15 protein-coding genes, 1 tRNA gene and 1 riboswitch are annotated in these 18529 nt (G+C 42.5%); of the genes, 14 read left to right on the top strand and 2 right to left on the bottom strand.

The annotated features are described in order from the left end of the window. Window positions 1–68 precede the first annotated feature (68 nt). Window positions 69–1259, top strand: a complete 1191-nt coding sequence (locus DXA18_RS06630; RefSeq protein ID WP_243007057.1) for a DUF1002 domain-containing protein — start codon at window positions 69–71, stop codon at window positions 1257–1259. Between the two features lie 156 nt (window positions 1260–1415). Further along, window positions 1416–2783 carry a zinc ribbon domain-containing protein gene (locus DXA18_RS06625; protein WP_118383230.1) on the top strand — a complete coding sequence of 456 codons (1368 nt, stop codon included), beginning with the start codon at window positions 1416–1418 and terminating at the stop codon, window positions 2781–2783. A 2-nt stretch (window positions 2784–2785) separates the two neighbouring features. On the opposite strand, the gene DXA18_RS15540 is transcribed toward DXA18_RS06625, so the two are convergent. Then, a complete protein-coding gene (locus DXA18_RS15540) occupies window positions 2786–3286 on the bottom strand; it encodes a DUF6512 family protein (protein WP_147345580.1) in 501 nt (166 codons plus the stop codon). A gap of 218 nt (window positions 3287–3504) precedes the next feature. Between DXA18_RS15540 and DXA18_RS06615 the strand changes: the two genes are divergently transcribed. From DXA18_RS06615 to DXA18_RS06560, 12 genes are all read left to right on the top strand, one after another. Continuing rightward, window positions 3505–3577, top strand: a tRNA-Lys gene (locus DXA18_RS06615). 182 nt (window positions 3578–3759) lie between these two features. Further along, window positions 3760–4044, top strand: coding sequence for a DUF1294 domain-containing protein (locus DXA18_RS06610; RefSeq protein WP_118383228.1), 285 nt, complete (start codon window positions 3760–3762; stop codon window positions 4042–4044). A 198-nt stretch (window positions 4045–4242) separates the two neighbouring features. Beyond that, the gene (locus tag DXA18_RS06605; protein ID WP_118383227.1) at window positions 4243–5574 is read left to right on the top strand and encodes an ATP-binding protein; all 1332 of its coding nucleotides are present in this window, start codon (window positions 4243–4245) and stop codon (window positions 5572–5574) included. A gap of 10 nt (window positions 5575–5584) precedes the next feature. Beyond that, window positions 5585–7807, top strand: coding sequence for a DNA topoisomerase III (locus tag DXA18_RS06600; RefSeq protein ID WP_118383226.1), 2223 nt, complete (start codon window positions 5585–5587; stop codon window positions 7805–7807). Window positions 7808–8001: 194 nt separating this feature from the next. Next, entirely contained in the window at window positions 8002–9354 is a 1353-nt protein-coding gene (locus tag DXA18_RS06595) for an SLC13 family permease (protein ID WP_118383225.1), read from the top strand. Between the two features lie 19 nt (window positions 9355–9373). After that, entirely contained in the window at window positions 9374–9976 is a 603-nt protein-coding gene (locus tag DXA18_RS06590; RefSeq protein ID WP_199665549.1) for a cytidylate kinase-like family protein, read from the top strand. A 155-nt stretch (window positions 9977–10131) separates the two neighbouring features. Further along, window positions 10132–10241: riboswitch (TPP riboswitch) on the top strand. Between the two features lie 257 nt (window positions 10242–10498). Beyond that, window positions 10499–11014 carry an energy coupling factor transporter S component ThiW gene (gene thiW, locus DXA18_RS06585; protein WP_278337065.1) on the top strand — a complete coding sequence of 172 codons (516 nt, stop codon included), beginning with the start codon at window positions 10499–10501 and terminating at the stop codon, window positions 11012–11014. Between the two features lie 95 nt (window positions 11015–11109). Further along, window positions 11110–12420 (top strand): phosphomethylpyrimidine synthase ThiC, encoded by a 1311-nt coding sequence (gene thiC, locus DXA18_RS06580; RefSeq protein ID WP_118383223.1) that lies wholly within the window; start codon window positions 11110–11112, stop codon window positions 12418–12420. 442 nt (window positions 12421–12862) lie between these two features. Next, window positions 12863–14785, top strand: coding sequence for an AAA family ATPase (locus DXA18_RS06575; RefSeq protein WP_118383222.1), 1923 nt, complete (start codon window positions 12863–12865; stop codon window positions 14783–14785). Window positions 14786–14887: 102 nt separating this feature from the next. Next, entirely contained in the window at window positions 14888–15829 is a 942-nt protein-coding gene (locus DXA18_RS06570) for a DMT family transporter (protein WP_118383221.1), read from the top strand. A 204-nt stretch (window positions 15830–16033) separates the two neighbouring features. After that, window positions 16034–16651 carry an ECF transporter S component gene (locus DXA18_RS06565; protein ID WP_118383220.1) on the top strand — a complete coding sequence of 206 codons (618 nt, stop codon included), beginning with the start codon at window positions 16034–16036 and terminating at the stop codon, window positions 16649–16651. Window positions 16652–16654: 3 nt separating this feature from the next. Next, window positions 16655–17593, top strand: coding sequence for a P1 family peptidase (locus DXA18_RS06560; RefSeq protein ID WP_118383219.1), 939 nt, complete (start codon window positions 16655–16657; stop codon window positions 17591–17593). Window positions 17594–17698: 105 nt separating this feature from the next. Here DXA18_RS06560 and DXA18_RS06555 read toward each other — a convergent pair whose 3' ends face one another. Then, on the bottom strand, window positions 17699–18490 hold the full coding sequence (locus tag DXA18_RS06555; RefSeq protein ID WP_243007056.1) for a YoaK family protein: 792 nt from the start codon (window positions 18488–18490) through the stop codon (window positions 17699–17701). Window positions 18491–18529 lie beyond the last annotated feature (39 nt).

Raw genomic sequence — 18529 nt, 5'->3', positions numbered from 1 at the left:
CTTCGCCTCTTGGAAATAATGATTAATAATAATGGGGAGCATCATCAGGATGCAGGAGGGAGAAGTATATGAAAATGAAAAAGGTACTGCCGATTCTTATGGCAGCAGTTTTGACTACAGCAAGTCTGCCGATGATGGCAAATGCGTCAGATGCGTCATCACAGACAGAGAGCAGCACAGAGTCATCAGAAAGCACTGAGGACATCAGTAATTCTGAAAAGTCTTCTTCATCGGAATCAGAAACGGAGAATGTGACCTCTGATACACAGGATAAGGACACAACAGGAGACAATTCAGAGAATACAAAGGACACAACAGCTGATACTACAGATGCGGATGCTGAGGACAGTACAGATAAGACAGATGTGATCGAGGGAGATCAGGTAGATACAGATAATGTAGTTACATTAGGTGAGAATCTTACTACAGAGCAGAGAGATGCAATGTACAAGTATTTTGGTACTTCTGCGGACAAGGTAAGAACTATTATTGTAACACATTCTGATGAAGTAAAATATATGGAAGGTATCGCAACAGCTGAACAGATCGGCAACACAACAAACAGCTGTGCATACGTAGAACCGACCAATTCCGGTGGAATCAAGGTAAAGACAGCGAACCTGAACTTTGTAACAAGTGCAATGATCGCAAGTACACTGACAACCGCCGGTATGGAGAACTGCAATGTTATCGCAGCCTGCCCGTTTGAAGTATCAGGAACAGGCGCATTGACTGGTATTATTATGGCATATGAGACTGCCAGCGGAGAGAAGCTGGACGAGGGCAAGAAGGAAGCTGCGATGGAAGAACTGATCACAACCGGTGATCTGGCTGATTCTATCGGTTCTGAGGAAGCCACCCAGGTAGTTGGTGAAGTGAAGGAAGAGATTCTGGACAAGGGTCTGACAGATCCGGATGAAATCGGAGATGCGGTAGATAAGATCGCGGAGAAACATGATGTAACACTGACAGATGATCAGAAACAGCAGTTGGTATCGCTGATGGAGAAGATCTCACAGTATGATTATGATCTGGATTCTATTAAAGACACATTGAATAATCTGAGCGGTAAAGTGGGTGCCCTGGAAGGTGTGTGGAATTCTGTTAAGAGTTTCTTCGTAGGATCAGGAGACGGTATTCTGAATGATACCGATGATTCTGCACTGGGAAGCGATATCATTACAGACAGCAATGTAGACGTAAGTGGCTTCAAAGATGGTCTGCTGACAAGAATCATTAATTTCTTTAAAGGTGAATAATACAGACAGGTAACAAGCCGGACGGTCGAGAGACTGCCCGGCCTTTTACTTTTTGAAAAATAAAAATGTTATATCATATTTGATTAATAGAAAAAAAGGTGTATGATTATTACGATGTAAAGACAACGTGAGGTCAGACGATAAGAAGGTGTAAAGATGAAATGTCAATATTGCGGAACTGAAAATGCGGATGATGCAAAATTCTGTGCAGCGTGTGGAAAGCCTGTAATCGGGCAGGAAGAAGCGAATGACGAGACAGAGGTTGCAGCAGAAGCAGCGGAGACTCCAGAAACAGCAGAAAAGCCGGAAACAAATGAGAAAACTCAGAAGAAAAAGAATAGTGGGAATCGCAAAACGAAACTGATGATAATTCTAATCTGTGTGGCAGCAGTAATTATATTTTTGGCTGGATTTATGATCATGCGAGCCAGGAAGACGATCGATCTTGATAAGTATGTGAGTTTTGAGTCGACAGGATATGAAGGCTCAGGAGATGTATATGCGCAGATTGACTGGCAGAAGGTTGAGAAAAAATATGGTTCCAGATTATCGCTTACTAAGGAATTCAAGGAACAATACGGAATCGGTGCGGATTCTGTATCACCGGTGGATGTCTTACAGTCGTTCATAAGTGTGGAAGTCGAATCAGATAGTAATCTGTCTAATAATGATAAAGTGAAATATAAATGGAATATCAATAAAGAGTATTCGCAGTATGTGAAATGCAGATTAAAGTATAAAGATGGTTCATATAAGGTGAAGGGACTGGAAGAGGTTAAATCGTTTGACGCATTTAAAGACCTTGACGTTAAATTTAACGGAACAGAACCGAGTGGCTATGTTACATGGGATTATAAAGGTTCAGGTCTAACAGCGGCAGATTTTCAATGTGAGGACTATGAGACTCTGAAGAATGGAGATAAGATCAAGATATATCTGGACAAGAGCAAAGCAGATGAATATTCAGCAAATTTTGGAAAGATTCCGGAGAAATGGGAAAAGGAGTATACAGTTAAGGGACTGAATTATTATATCACGAAGAGCAGTGAACTGGATGATGAAACTCTGAAAGAAATGCAGGAGCAGGCGGAGGAAGAATATCATAACCATATGGATCAGCACTGGGGAAACTATGAATCTTTAGAGAGTCTTACCTATATGGGAGATTATCTGCTGAGCTCAAAGGAGAAAAATGGCAATGCATTATATCTTGTATATCATGTAAAAGTAAGAGATGCCTACAGTAACGGAAGCGAATCGTATGACCAGGTCAATGACGTTTACTGGTTTATCTGCTATCAGGATGTGTTGGCTGATGGAGAGGGGAATTTGATTGTTGATATTTCAGATTATCGTACTCCAAAAAATAAATTTACGATTAGAACCGACGTGAAGGATCAGTCGATGACGGATATGCTTTGGAAATATTATGGATATCAGACGTTAGACGATTTGTATAAAAATGTAGTAACAGCAAATGAATCTGATTATAATCATGACGATAATGTAGATGCATCAAAATAGGATTAAGCACTGATAAACAGTGGTATCTCCGGTGGAAAACAAGTAAAAAGGAATAATAAAAGGGTACTTCCGGTCCACCATAAAAAGATCGTGAGTATGGAAGTGCCATGGAACAGCCTCTCTGTATGCGCAGAGAGGCTGTATGTGGTTATAACTCCCAAATAGTACAGGAGAATATCAATCAGGACGAAAGATCTGCCGATGGAGCCGCTGTAGCCATAGAAAAGCACGATGATGGAAAATATACCACACCAGACAGCGAACAGTCTGGAACCGAAGAAGCGAGCCCTGTCCGGTCTGTGAATGATGTATTCAATCAGTGAAAGCAAAAGAAATGGAAAGAAGAGCAGTTTCATGTGCTCCCAGACAGATTCGTTGACAGGAGTAAAAAGCGCGATGACAGGATTCTTACCAGACCAGTCATAGAGAAAATGATTCAGCGTACCAAGGATCATCGTGACGATCATATATGGGAAAGACTGGCGTGGAATAATGCGGATCATAAAAACCTCCTGGATATGTAGCTATAGAGTATATATATTCGACGGAAAGGGGGAATATGAATAACAATTAGAAGACAAAGTACGGGAAATCATCTGTTTTTTACCTTGAAAAACTACCCCGACAAATTTTTTGAAAAAAATTCAAAAAAGTACTTGCTTTTTTTGGAAAGTTACTCTATAATAAATCTTGCGTTCGCGAGGAACGGAAAACGAAATAAGCGCGATTAGCTCAGCTGGCAGAGCACCTGACTCTTAATCAGGGTGTCCAGGGTTCGAACCCCTGATCGCGCATTTAAAAATCACTGTTTTTGCAGACATAGAGCTGCGGGGGCGGTGATTTTTTTGTTACTATGTAACTATTTAGACCTACTTTCACACAAGAAAGTCTGTTATGCATGCTTGCATGTAAATAGCAGGGGGCCAAATAAGGATAAGGTACTATAGAAGATGAAAGAACATAAGAGGATGATAACATGAATATAGTAAATGAATACGGAATTATCGGAATATACTACATCTGCGTAAATATTATAGCGTTTATCTTATATGGCCTGGATAAAAAATATGCCAGGGAGGGCAGATGGAGAATCCCAGAGAAGACACTGCTGGGCATTGCGTTGATCGGTGGGGCAGCAGGTGCCTGGATCGGGATGCAGACATTCAGGCACAAGACAAAGCATATGTCATTTCGGACGCTGGTGCCGTTGTTTGCAGTGGTGCATATGTGGATGATAGTAAGATATACAAATCTGATATAATGGTCACTAAATCATGAAATAGTGCTTGCTATATAAAAACTCGCTCATGAAATAGTGACAAGCATGCGAAAATTCGCTCATAAAATGGTGGTGAAATGGTGAAAAATCGCTCATGAAATTGTTGTGACATTGAAAAAACGGCGTATTTATGGTAAAATCTAAGAAGTTAGAAATGCTGGGGAAAGCAGGTGGATAATTATGTATTTGAAGCGAAAAATAGATCAGTATTTACAAGAATGGAAAGCGGGAGAGAATCGTAAGCCATTAATTGTGAAAGGTGCTAGGCAAATTGGAAAGACAGAATCTATTCGCGAATTCGCCAAAGCGAACTATTCATCGTTTATTGAAATCAATTTCGTAGAAGAACCTAAATATAAAACTATTATAGAGGAAGGATATGCGGCTGTAGATATCATTAAAAACATATCGAGAATTGATCCTGATAAGAAGTTTATACCACAGGATACATTGATTTTGTTTGATGAGCTTCAGGAATTCCCAGAGATAGCAACATCCTTAAAGTTTTTCTGTCAGGATGGACGGTTTGATGTTATATGCAGTGGATCGCTGCTGGGTATTTCATATCAAAGAATCGAAAGTAACAGTGTCGGATATAAAAATGATTATCTAATGTATTCTATGGATTTTGAAGAATTTTTATGGGCGAAGGGATATTCTGATGAAGTTATAGATGAGATGTTGGATCATATGATAAAGGGTACACCATTTCCGGAAGGACAGTTGAATGTGTATCAGAATTTGTTTTTAGATTACTGTATTCTGGGAGGATTGCCTGGTGTTGTAAAAGAATATATACAGACGGATACATTTGAAGGCACCTTGCAGATTCAGAGACAGTTGCTGGCAGACTATGAAGAGGATATTCGAAAGTATGCAGAGGGAGTAGATCAGACAAGAATATTGAATGTATTTCATCATATTCCGATTCAGCTTGCGAAAGATAATAAGAAGTTTCAGATATCAAAAGTGGCAAAAGGAGCCAGATTTAAGGACTATCGTGGATGCATCGAATGGTTAAAAGATGCCGGGTTGGTGAATATATGTTATTGTTTGCAATTTCCGGAATTGCCATTGCGTGGTAATTATGATGAAGGAAAGTATAAATTGTATTATTTTGATACGGGAATGCTGGTTGCAATGCTGGATGAAGAGGCACAGGAAGATCTTCGTGCCAACAAAAATATGAATGTGTATAAAGGCGCATTGTATGAGAATATTGTGGCAGAAGCATTAATCAAATGTGGTTATGAGTTATATTATTATAAAAAAGAGAATGCTACTTTGGAGGAAGACTTTTTTGTCAGAAGTATGGATAAATTAATTCCGATAGAGGTTAAAGCTGCAAACGGAAGATCTAAGTCGTTGCGTACGTTGATTGATCGTGATAAATATCCGGATATTACATTTGGTATAAAATTAGTGAAAGGCAATATAGGGATTGAAAATGGTATTCATACATTTCCGTATTTTTGTACCTTTCTGATCAAACGATATATAAAGAGTCTCTAGGAGGATGTTTATGAAATCACTTGTTTTAGCAGAGAAACCTTCGGTAGCCCGTGATATTGCGCGGGTGCTGAAATGCAATAAAAATATTCCGGGTGCCATTGAGGGCAGTCGGTATATTGTGACCTGGGCACTGGGACATCTGGTAACACTGGCAGATCCGGAAGAATATGATAAGAAATTTAAAGAATGGAATATGTCGTATCTGCCGATGATGCCGGAAAAATGGGAATTAGTTGTAATTCGTCAGACAGCAAAGCAGTATCGGAATGTGAAGACCCAGCTGTTCCGAAAGGATGTATCGGAGATTATCATTGCAACGGATGCCGGTCGGGAAGGCGAGCTAGTTGCCAGATGGATCTTGGATAAATCCGGTTGTCACAAGCCGATTAAGAGATTGTGGATATCTTCGGTAACAGACAAGGCGATTCGTGAAGGATTTGAACATCTGAAAGATGGCAGACAGTACAATGCACTGTATCATGCAGCAAAGAGCCGTGCAGAAGCAGACTGGCTGGTGGGAATCAATGCAACCCGTGCACTGACCTGCAAGTATAATGCGCAGTTATCCTGTGGTCGTGTGCAGACACCGACACTGGCGATGATCGCACGCAGGGAAGAAGAAATCCGTGCATTTAAGCCGGAAGATTATTATGGCTTACAGTGTATGGCAGGAGGCGTGAAATGGACCTGGCAGAATGCAAAGACCGGAAGCCTCAGGTCATTTAAGAAGGAAGTTATTGATCAGATAGAAAAGAGCATTAAGGGGCAGAAACTGGTCATTACGGATGTGCAGAAGCAGGCAAAGAAGAAGTCATCTCCGGGTCTTTATGATCTGACGGAACTTCAGAGAGATGCCAATAAGCGGTATGGATTCTCGGCGAAGGAGACGCTTAATATCATGCAGCGTCTGTATGAGCATCATAAGGTATTGACGTATCCAAGAACCGATTCCAGATATATCGGTTCGGATATTGTGCCAACCATCAAAGAACGGTTAAAAGCCTGCAATATCGGACCGTATAAAGCATATATTCCAGCACTTTTGAAGGCACCGATCTGTACAAGCAAAGCATTTGTGGATGATAAGAAGGTCAGCGATCACCATGCGATCATTCCGACGGAAGAATACGTACAATTAGATCACATGAGTAATGAAGAACGGAAGATTTACGATCTGGTAGTACGCCGTTTTATCGGTGTACTGTATCCGGCATATGAGTATGAACAGACGACGATGAAAGCTGCTGTGCAAACATCTGCGAAGCCATCTGTGGCTACCGCAGTATTTGGGGCGAAGGGACAGGTCGTATTGAAAGAAGGCTGGAAAGCGGTCTATGACAATATGTCTCTGGATGAGGAAGAAGATGATAAAAGCGGGGATCAGCTGAGATTAGCAGGGCAGCAGCTTCCGACACTGAAAAAAGGTCAGGAAGTAGATATTTCCCAAATTATGCGGTCGCAGGGAAAGACGAAGCCACCGGCAAGATTTACCGAGGCAACCCTGCTGAGTGCGATGGAGAATCCGGTCCGTTATATGGAGTCTGATAATGTCAAAGAGCGGAAAACACTGGGCGAAACAGGTGGTCTCGGAACGGTAGCAACCCGAGCAGATATTATCGAAAAGTTATTCCATACGTTTCTGATAGAAAAGAATGGTAATGAGATCCGGATCACATCAAAGGGAAAACAACTGCTAGAATTAGTGCCGGAAGACCTGAAGAAACCGGAACTGACAGCCAGATGGGAAATGCAGTTGTCGGACATTGCCGCTGGAAATGGGAAAGAAAAGACATTTCTTCATGAGATCAAAGATTACACAAAAGACTTGATTCAGGAGATTAAGCAGGCAGATGGAACTTTCCGTCACGATAATCTGACGAACAGCAAGTGTCCGCGCTGCGGGAAGAGGATGCTGGCAGTTAAAGGTAAGAATGCGAGGCTTCTGGTGTGCCAGGACAGAGAATGTGGTTATAAAGAGACGGTAGCAAGAACCAGCAATGCGAGATGTCCAAACTGTCATAAAAAGATGGAATTGATCAAGAAAGGCGATGCAGAGACATTTGTGTGCACATGTGGATATAAGGAAAAGCTGGAGGCATTTAAGGCGAGAAGAGCCAAAGAAGGTGCAGGCGTGTCCAAAAAAGATGTGCAGAAGTATCTGAAAAAGCAGAAAGAGGAACCGGTGAACAATGCATTTGCACAGGCACTGGCGGGAATAAAACTGGATGAATAACAGTTGAGTGTATTATTTTGTACCGGCCTCCAACTGTTAGATTTTTGGCCTGACCTGTGGAGAAAGTACAGAAAGAAAAAAAGCACTTTTTTTAGTACAATTTTTTTGCTAGATTGACATTGAATTTAACAATCTTTCCGACTATAATAGGCATTTGGAAATTGAAAATACAAAGGAAAGAGAGGCAATAAGCTATGGCGGCACAAATTGCGGCTGTCCTGATATTCTTGGTAATGTTTTTACTGATTATCATGGACAAGATTGAACGTCATATTATTACTTTGGGATGTGCAGTGGTTACAATGGTTGTTGTATTTGGAATCTGCATGCATAGTATGACAGCATTGACTGAGACATTGAATGTGGCTCAGATATTTACGAGGGGATTTTGGTACACAGCAGGTGAGGCTTCTGAGAGCTCTGCCGGCATCAACTGGGCAACGATCATTTTCGTAGCCGGTATGATGATCATGGTAGAAGGTATGGCAGCAGCGGGATTTTTCAGATGGCTTTGCATGACGATCGCAAAAGCGGTAAAATATAAAGTGATACCGATTTTTATTACATTCATGTTTATGTCTTCGATACTGGCAATGTTCATTGACAGTATTACAGTTATCCTGTTCCTGGCAGCAGTTACATTGGAACTTGCTGATTTGCTGGACTTTGACCCGGTGCCGATGGTTTTGGCAGAGATCTTCTGCGCGAACCTTGGAGGATCAGCAACTATGTGCGGAGATCCGCCGAACATCATTGTCGGAACATCTCTGCAGCTGACATTTGCAGACTTTATTACCAATACTGGTGTACTGGCTGGTATTTCACTGATTCTGGTAGTAATCTATTACTATTTGATTTTCCACAAAGAACTTCGTGTAAAGCGTACTGGAAAAGTAGTAGCAGAATATCCGGATCCGAAGTCAGCGATTACCAATAAGACAAGTTTTGCAATCAGCACAGTCATTTTTCTGTGTGCAGTTGTACTTCTTGTAACACATGCACAGACAGGACTTACGGTAGCGACGATTGGTCTTGGAATTGCAATCGTTACACTGATTACATCCGGTAAAAATATAGTGAAGGTGATTAAAGGCGTAGATTATAAGACGCTGTTATTCTTCATTGGACTTTTTGTCGTAGTAGGTGGTCTGGAGCAGACAAATGTTTTGAAGCTGATCGCCGAATTTATTGGTAGTGTCAGTGGTGGCAACCTGTATGTAATGGTAGCGATTATCATTTGGGTTTCTGCAATTGCAAGTGCATTTGTAGATAATATCCCATTTGCGGCTACAATGGTTCCTGTTATCCAGAGTCTGGCAGCTCTGAATGGTGTGAATATTTCTACACTGGCATGGGGACTTTCTATGGGAACAGATATCGGAGGAAGCGCAACACCAATCGGAGCATCAGCGAATGTAGTAGGTATGTCGGTTATCGCAAAAGAAGGTCACATCGTTGGATGGGGCAAATACTGCAAGAGTGCAGTTCCGGCAACAATTATCGTAATGGTGGTTGCAACAGTAGGAATCTGGCTCAGATATTGTTAATGGAAAGGAATGTGATAGTATGGAACTGAAGAAACAGCTGATTATTTCCATTGGACGTGAGTATGGAAGCGGTGGACATAGGATAGCAGAGGAGTTGGCAAAACGATTTGGACTGACTTTTTATGATTATCATATGCTCGGCGAGATTGCATTGGACAAGAAAGTGGATGTTAAGACACTGGAAAAATTCGATGAGTTGCCGAAGACTCCATTTTTCTCTAGAACGGTAAAAGGCTACAGTAATTCTCCACAGGAAAACATTGCTAATCTGCAGTTTGATTTTCTGAGAAAGAAAGCTGACGAGGGTGAGTCTTTTGTTATCGTGGGACGATGTGCAGAGACGGTTCTGAAAGAGAATCCGAACTTGATCAGTTTCTTCGTATTAGGGGATATGCAGGACAAGATTGAACGTACCATGCAGCGTGAAGGTGTATCCAGAGGAGAAGCCGAGGAATTGCTCGCACGTCATGATCGTAAGCGTAAGACATACCACAATCATTACTGTAAGATCAAGTGGGGTGACTCCAGAGGATATGACGTCAGCATTAACAGCAGCAGACTGGGACTTGATGGCACAGCTGATATGATGGAAGAATATATTAAGATGAGATTGTCTTTATAAAATAAGATGCTTCCGTTCAGATGGACAGTTATAAACAGTTTATCTGAACGGGAGCGTTTTATTATTTAGCGGAAAAGAAATAATTGAACAGGGGACTTTTATGATAATTACCTTGAAAATTATCTTGCATAATAGTATAATGTAGGACGAATAGAATGATCGTTACGGGGAGCTGGCGTAAAAAGCTGGCTGAGAGGAGAATGCATTTCTCGACCCATAACCTGATTTGGATAATGCCAACGTAGGGACAACAAAGCGAGTAATCAGTGATTTAGGAGATGCCCTTACGGGGGGTCTCTTTTTTTGTGTGATGCCAGGGGAAAAAGGTCGAAATCCACATGAGCTTGCTCATAAGTGGATGAATGACCTTGGAACACGCCCCTACATGAGCCTAAAAGTGGGATGATAATCCCACGATATGCGAATGGAGGGTAGGATTGTGGGAGTGCGAAGCACGAAACAATCCGTGGGCATCATAACATAGGCATCATAACGGGGGCTCTACGGCAGGAAAGGAGGATAATCAAGATGAAACAGAATGACACAGTTAAGAAGCTTGCTCTTGCAGGTGTTCTGACAGCGGTTGCTGTAGTCGGAAGCTTTATCAGCTTTCCGATACTTGGAAGTAAATGTGCACCGGTACAGCATATGGTAAATGTGCTGGCAGCAGTTGTACTTGGACCATGGTGGGGAGTCGGCATTGCATTTGCGGCAAGTCTGATCCGTAACCTTCTTGGACTCGGAAGTCTGATGGCATTTCCGGGAAGTATGGTTGGAGCTCTGTGCTGTGGACTGGTATATGCAATGTGTAGAAAACTCTGGCTGACCTGCTGTGCTGAGGCGTTTGGAACCGGCGTGCTGGGAGGAATTGCAGCTTATCCGGTTGCAAAGCTTTTGATGGGACTGAATCCAACAGGATTATTTGTCTATATTGTGCCATTTCTTGTTTCTACAGTTGTGGGAAGTATTCTGGCATATGTATTGATCTCTGCATTGGAAAAGGGTGGAGCACTGAACCAGATACGGACTGAAAGGTAATGCATGGCGGCAGATTGGGGGCACCACCTTCTGTCGCGTAAGAAAAATGTTGTGGGCAATAAAGAACCGGGATATCCCGAAGAAGGAGAAAAAAGATGAGAGAATACACAACACAGATGGACGCAGCAAGAAAAGGAATTGTAACACCTGAGATCAAGGTGGTTGCAGAGAAAGAACACATGACGTCCGAGGCGCTGATGAAGCTGGTAGCAGAGGGTAAGGTAGCCATCTGCGCAAACAAGAATCATACTTGTTTAAATCCGGAAGGAGTCGGCAGTATGCTACGTACAAAGATTAATGTGAATCTGGGCGTATCCAGAGACTGTAAAGATTATGATATCGAGATGCAGAAAGTAATGAGTGCGGTAAATATGGGGGCAGAAGCCATCATGGATCTGTCCAGCCATGGCGATACCCAGCCATTCCGCAGAAAGCTGACCAGTGAATGTCCGGCAATGATCGGTACTGTTCCGGTATATGACAGCGTCATCCACTATCAAAGAGATCTGGCAACACTGACTGCCAGAGATTTCGTAGATGTAATTCGGATGCATGCCGAAGACGGCGTTGATTTTGTAACGCTGCACTGTGGAATAACAAGAAAGACGATCGAACAGATTAAAAAGCACAAACGTAAAATGAATATCGTAAGCCGTGGCGGAAGTCTTGTATTTGCATGGATGAGCATGACAGGTGAAGAGAATCCGTTCTATGAATATTATGATGAGATTCTGGATATCTGTGAAGAATACGATGTGACGATTTCGCTTGGTGATGCCTGCAGACCAGGATGCCTTGCTGATGCATCCGATGTATGCCAGATTGAAGAGTTAGTACGTCTGGGAGAACTTACCAAACGTGCGTGGGCACATAATGTACAGGTTATGGTAGAAGGACCGGGACATGTACCGCTTGATCAGGTGGCAGCTAATATGAAGATCCAGCAGAGCATCTGCATGGGAGCTCCATTCTATGTACTGGGACCTATCGTAACTGATATTGCACCGGGATATGATCACATTACAAGTGCAATCGGTGGAGCAGTAGCCGCTATGAGCGGAGCTGCATTCCTGTGCTATGTAACACCGGCAGAACATCTGGCACTGCCAAATGTTGATGATGTGAAGCAGGGAATCATTGCTTCCAAGATTGCGGCTCATGCGGCAGATATTGCTAAGGGCGTGCCGGGCGCAAGAGACATTGATGACAAGATGGCTGAAGCAAGACAGAAGCTTGACTGGGAAGCACAGTATGCATGTGCGTTGGATCCGGAGCATGCAAAGGCAATCCGTGACAGCAGAAGTCCGGAAGAGGATCACAGCGATACCTGCAGCATGTGTGGAAAATTCTGCGCAGTACGTAGTATGAACAAAGCACTGGCAGGAGAATATATCGATATTCTGTAAAAGAGCTGAATTTAGATTTTGAAATGAATCGAAAATATTACTTGACATTTAAAAAAGTACATATATAATGAAATTAACAAGACAGCCGATACGATAGATCAAGCCTATCCGTTTCTGGCGGTTTTCAGAAGCTAGAATAGCACCTTACTTTGTCAGAGCGGAGGTGCTATTTCTTTTTCGTATAACTTAGAACAGATATAATCAAGTTGGCGGTCGCCAGTATAATCATAAATTCTTCATATGTACTCATAAGAATCACTCCCCTTTCCTTAAAGCTCGGAAACGGCAGCATGCACCCTATCGACTGTGACATAATATTATATTCTGAAATTAAAAATGTCAATATATAAAAATGAAAAAGAAACAATAAATTTAAATAAATAATTATGTTGAAAACGATGTGTACCTGTGATACTATCAAAAAAAGAGCAGGAGGTGCATCATGAACGAAATATTTTGTAAACATTTATTGGAATATCGGAAGCGTGCCGGATATTCACAAAAGGATATGTCAGAGCAGCTGTTAATTGAGGAATCGCTATATTCACAGTATGAGAACGGAACGGCGGAACCGGGATTTGACACGTTGATACGCATTGCGGATGTACTGAAATGTTCGTTGGATGAACTGTTTGGCAGAAGTGGAGGTTATAAAAGGGATACTTCTGGCAGTGGTGTGATGCTGCGTGAGGAAGCGGTTCGATACGGAAGCCCCAGGGCTAAGAAAAAGGTTCTTATTGGTTTGCAGGACTTTCGCAGGTTGAGAGAGCTTCATGCCTATTATGTGGATAAGACAATGATGATCGGGGAATTTTTCAACTCGCCGTATCAGATTACTTTGATAACCAGACCGAGAAGATTCGGGAAGACAATGAACATATCTATGCTTGCAGAGTTTCTTGACTGCACCAAAGATTCAAAAGCAATTTTTGAAGGAACTAACATTAGCAGGACAGAATGGATGGTGGAACTTAATCAGTGTCCAGTGATATTTTTGTCATTTTTGAATATAAAATCAGATTGTTCGAAAGGACTTTGTGAATTAATCGGGGAGACTGTAACAAAAGAATATGAGAGATATTATTCTCTGATAAACGATAGTATGTTATCGGATAGAGAAAAAGAAAAATTTAATAAGATATACAGAGCTTTAGCAGATATAAGAAATATGGAATCATGGAGAATTTGTATTATAGAATCAATCCGGACTCTGTGTGAAGTTTTGAGTTTATATTATGGAAAGAATGTTTATCTTCTCATAGATGAATATGATACGCCGTTTATGTCGGCGAATAGGAATGGTTATTATTCAGAAGTACGTTCTGTTTTAGCGGGATTTCTCAGTACATCGTTAAAAGGGAACCCTTATCTGGAACGAGCGATGCTTACAGGAATCCAGCGTGTAGCGAAAGAAAACATATTTTCCGGATTGAATAACCTAACGGTGCTTACTGTAAATGATTCGGAATATGAAGATTGTTTTGGTTTTACTGGGGAAGAAGTCAGGAAACTCTTGGATGACTTTGACTTGGAACTTACGGATGAAGTGAAGGAGATGTATGATGGGTACCGATTTGGCAATAAGGATATCTACAATCCGTGGTCAGTGACCAATTATGCGGTAAGAAAAAGGCTGGCACCATATTGGGTAAATACTGCCGAGAACAGTATTTTAAAAGATGCGCTGAGAGAACGAGGAACAACGTTTGAAAAAGAATATAATAAGTTGATTGAGACAGGAGAGATAACAACAGTTGTCTCATTGACTACTGCGTACTATGAACATCAAAGTGATGCTTCGCTATGGGGATTGATGGTAAATGCAGGCATGCTGACGATAAAAGAAAATCTGGGAGATGACTATTATACACTGCGGATTCCTAATCAGGAGGTATGGTCGGCTTTTCGCGAATTGACTGCATTTTCTCTGCAAATAGATGAGGAAGATATGCAGAAATTATTTATGGAGCTGATTCGGGGAAATATAGATGAGTTTGCGGAAAGGTATCAGAACATTTTGTTGACACTTCCATCCTATCATGACCTGCAATGTGAAAATAGTTATCATATGATGGTATTGGGAATGTGTGTGTTTCAACAGAAGAATTATATTATAGAAAGTAATCGTGAGAACGGAAATGGGAGAGCGGATCTTTTGATGAGGGCAAAAAGAAGCGGCTATCCTAATATGATTCTGGAGTTTAAATATACCAAGGATAAGAAAGAGGATTTGGATAAACTTGCTGCCAGTGCAGTGGAGCAGATGAAAGATAAAAAGTATGATGTGAATTTGGGCACTCCGGTTTATTATATCGGCCTGGCACATTGTGGTAAACAGGCAGTTATACATTATCAAAAATCCTGATACGCGCTGTTCTCTCTTTACATACAAAAATCTTAAGGGTAAAATATCTGTAAATGTTTGTGGGGTACAGATGTTTTACTATAGGAGAAAGAGAGAATTTATATGTCCGAGAAAGAGAATATATTAACCAGAACCTGGATGGTGGTGTTACTTGCCAGCATCTGCTGCGTCTTATGGGGCAGTGCGATTCCGGCGATTAAGACGGGATACCGCCTGCTTGAAGTGGAATCGTCCGACACTGCAAGCCAGATTGTATTTGCAGGAATCCGATTTGCACTGGCTGGATTGCTTGTTCTTTTGTTTGGAACAATTCGTGAAAAGAAGATCATGTTGCCAGAGAAGTCTATGATCAGGTATATTGTGCCGGTATGCCTGGCACAGACACTGGTGCAGTATTTCTTCTTTTATATAGGTGTTGCCCATACGTCAGGAGTGAAGGGTGGCATTATTACCGGAACAGGGAACTTTATTGCAATTCTGATGTCATGTCTGGTGGCTCGGAATGAGAAGTTGACGGGGCGGAAGATGATTGGATGTCTGCTTGGCTTTGCAGGTGTGGTGCTGATCAATCTGAATGGAAGTACATTAGATATGGGCTTTAAGCTTACCGGTGAAGGTTTTGTGCTGATATCGCAGGTGTCCTATGCGGTATCTACGTTATTGATCAATCGCTATTCAAAGAAGATGTCTCCGATATTGTTGAGTGGCAGCCAGTTTTTTGCGGGCGGCATCTTACTGTTTATAATAGGAAAGTTTATGGGCGGGCATCTGGATAAGCTGACTGCAGCCGGAGCTGTGTTGATCCTATATCTGGCACTGGTATCAGCGGTGGCTTATACGTTATGGTCAATATTGCTTGCGCATAATCCGGTATCTCGGGTTGCAATTCTTGGATTTGTGAATCCACTGTGTAGCGTGATTCTGTCAGCGTTGGTGTTGGGAGAGGTGCAGGAGGCATTTAATCTGTACAGCCTGTCAGCACTTGTGATGGTATGTGTGGGAATCTATGTCGTGAATTTTCGGAAAGAAACAGGAATTAGTTGAGAAAATGTGCGCCCGGTGATATAATGTCACCGGGCGTTTCATATCTTATAGATAGAATCTGAACCGGTGCTGACCGTAAGGCGGCAACCGCCTAAGGGGAGGACGAAGTCTGATAGCGATGCTCATTTCCCTATAATACGTGGCTGAAAGACAGGGGAACACTTGGAAAAGTGCCGTTTTATCAGCAGAAAAGGAGAACAGAATATGGAAGCAACGACAACAACTAACACTAAGGGAGGCACAAAGTATCTTGTAGAACTGGCGCTGATGATCGCAATCATTTTTGTGATGGCATTCACACCGTTAGGATACCTCAGAACACCGGGACTGTCTATTACATTCCTGACCGTACCGGTAGCAGTAGCAGCGATGATCCTTGGACCGAAAGGCGGCGCGATCTGTGGAGCAGCATTTGGTATCACAAGTCTGATGCAGTGCTTTGGAACCAGCGCATTTGGGGCAATGCTTCTTGGAATCAATCCATTCGGTACCGTATTTACATGTATCGTTCCAAGAATCCTGGAAGGTCTGCTCAGCGGTCTGATATTCAAAGCAGTCAGAAGCAAGAACAAGAATCTGGCGTATTTTGCAGGCGGACTGGCTTGTCCGGTTCTGAATACCATTTTCTACATGAGCTCTCTGGTGTTATTCTTTTATAATACAGACTACATTCAGGGATTTGTAGATGCGCTTGGCGTAACTAATCCATTTGCATTTGTAGTCGCATTTGTAGGTGTGCAGGGCGCAATCGAGGCAGTTGTATGTACCGTAGTGGGAGCAGCAGTTGCACGTGCGCTGGCAGCAGCATTAAAGGAAGTGTAAGGAATGCAGCAGACAGGCGAATTAGAAGAAATATCTGTCAGAGATCTGACGGGACTGCGGATCGGTAATGCGCAGGATGATCAGGCGAAGACAGGCGTGACGGTACTTTTATTTGATAAAGGTGCAAAAGTCGGAGTGGATGTCAGTGGTGGCGGACCGGCATCCAGAGAGACGCATCTGGCAGATCCAACTACAGCAGATAATCCGATCAATGCGATCGTGTTGGCTGGCGGTTCGGCATACGGACTTGCAGCAGCGGATGGCGTGATGCGGTATCTGGAAGAACATGGCATAGGATATGACACAGGTTATGCAAGAGTACCGCTGGTATGTCAGTCCTGCATCTATGATCTGGGCTTTGGAAGTGCCAGCGTGAGACCGGATGCGGCGATGGGGTATGAAGCTTGTGAGGATGCGAAAGCGAATCATCCGAGAAGCGGTAATACAGGAGCCGGATGCGGAGCAACCGTCGGTAAACTGTGTGGCATGGAGCGTGCATCTAAGTCAGGGCTTGGCATTTATGCGGTACGACTTGGCAGATTGGAGATGGCAGCAGTAGTTGTGGTAAATGCATTGGGAGATATCTTTGATCCGGAAAACGGCAAGAAGATTGCAGGACTTCGGTCAGAGGATGGCAGTGGTTTTGCAGACACCAGGGAAGAATTGTATAAGCTTAGTAAGCGAACCGATATGTTTACCGGTAATACAACAATTGGCGCTGTGATTACAAATGGTAAATTTTCCAAAGCAGAGATGAATAAGATTGCATCAATGACACGCAATGCATATGCAAGATGTATTAATCCGGTAGGGACACTGGCGGATGGGGATACAATCTATGCGGCGTCTGTTGGTGATGTAGAGGCAGATATCAATGTCGCTGGGACACTGGCTGCACAGGTGATGGAGCGTGCGATTGTGAATGCGATCCACGCGGTATGATTCTAAATGTGGAGAATATAACTGAATAAATGTGAAATGCAAAGAAGCGAGAGGTTGGACACATACCTCTCGCTTCTTTGCATATGGGACTTGACAATCTAATATTTATTTGTCTTTTCTGGATGATTTGATGTCGTCTTCCAGAATGTGCGTAACGTCTAATGTTTCTTCCTTTATATTATGAAAGCTTTCTTTGATTGCCTTCTCGTCTGCCAAAAGTTCCGGATGTTCTTCCACTTCTTCCCTGATAAACATGAACAGAAAGCTTACAATCAGAAGTCCACAGGAAATCCATATTGTACGTGCAGCAATAACCGGAATAAAGTGACCGCCAAGTGCTGCGCCTACTGCAAACAATATAATGATACCAAGATAGCTGAAAGCTTTCTGAAGTATGTGTTTGTCACGGGTTCTTCCATATGCACACAGCGATTCTACACAGCTTCGGAGATTACCGATACACATGGTGCTGGCAAAGGCATAACCGTTCACCTTGCGGAATGCCTGTACCTGCATTGCACAGGAAAAGGATACCATCGCATTGGCAAGAAGATTCCATTTCTCAGGAAGGAATCCGACAATAAATAGTAATGCAATTTCAATAATCAAAACCAGCTGCCGCCAGTGAAGGCGTCTGGCTTCTTTGAATTTGCCGTGGATTATCTCGGCCACAGCGATACCGACTGCGAAAAATAATAAAGGTACAATATAGTGAATGGATAATTCTAAGTCACGGTTTGCAATGCACTGACTTAAGAGCACAATGTTACCGGTCTGCGCATTCGCGAAGACCTTATCTCTGAATATATAAGTATAAGCATCCTGCAGACCACCGGACACTGACAGGAATGCAGCGGTCCGGAAAGACTCGGACATTTGTTTTTTTGATTTTCTCATGAGATCACCTGTTTACTTTCTTTACGATGTGGATTATAC

Origin of the sequence: Dorea sp. AM58-8, assembly GCF_003464045.1 — a bacterium.
Classification (GTDB): Bacteria; Bacillota; Clostridia; order Lachnospirales; family Lachnospiraceae; genus Claveliimonas; species Claveliimonas ammoniilytica.
The sequence above is the reverse complement of the archived record's forward strand: the minus strand, read 5'-3'. Positions and strand labels throughout refer to the sequence as shown.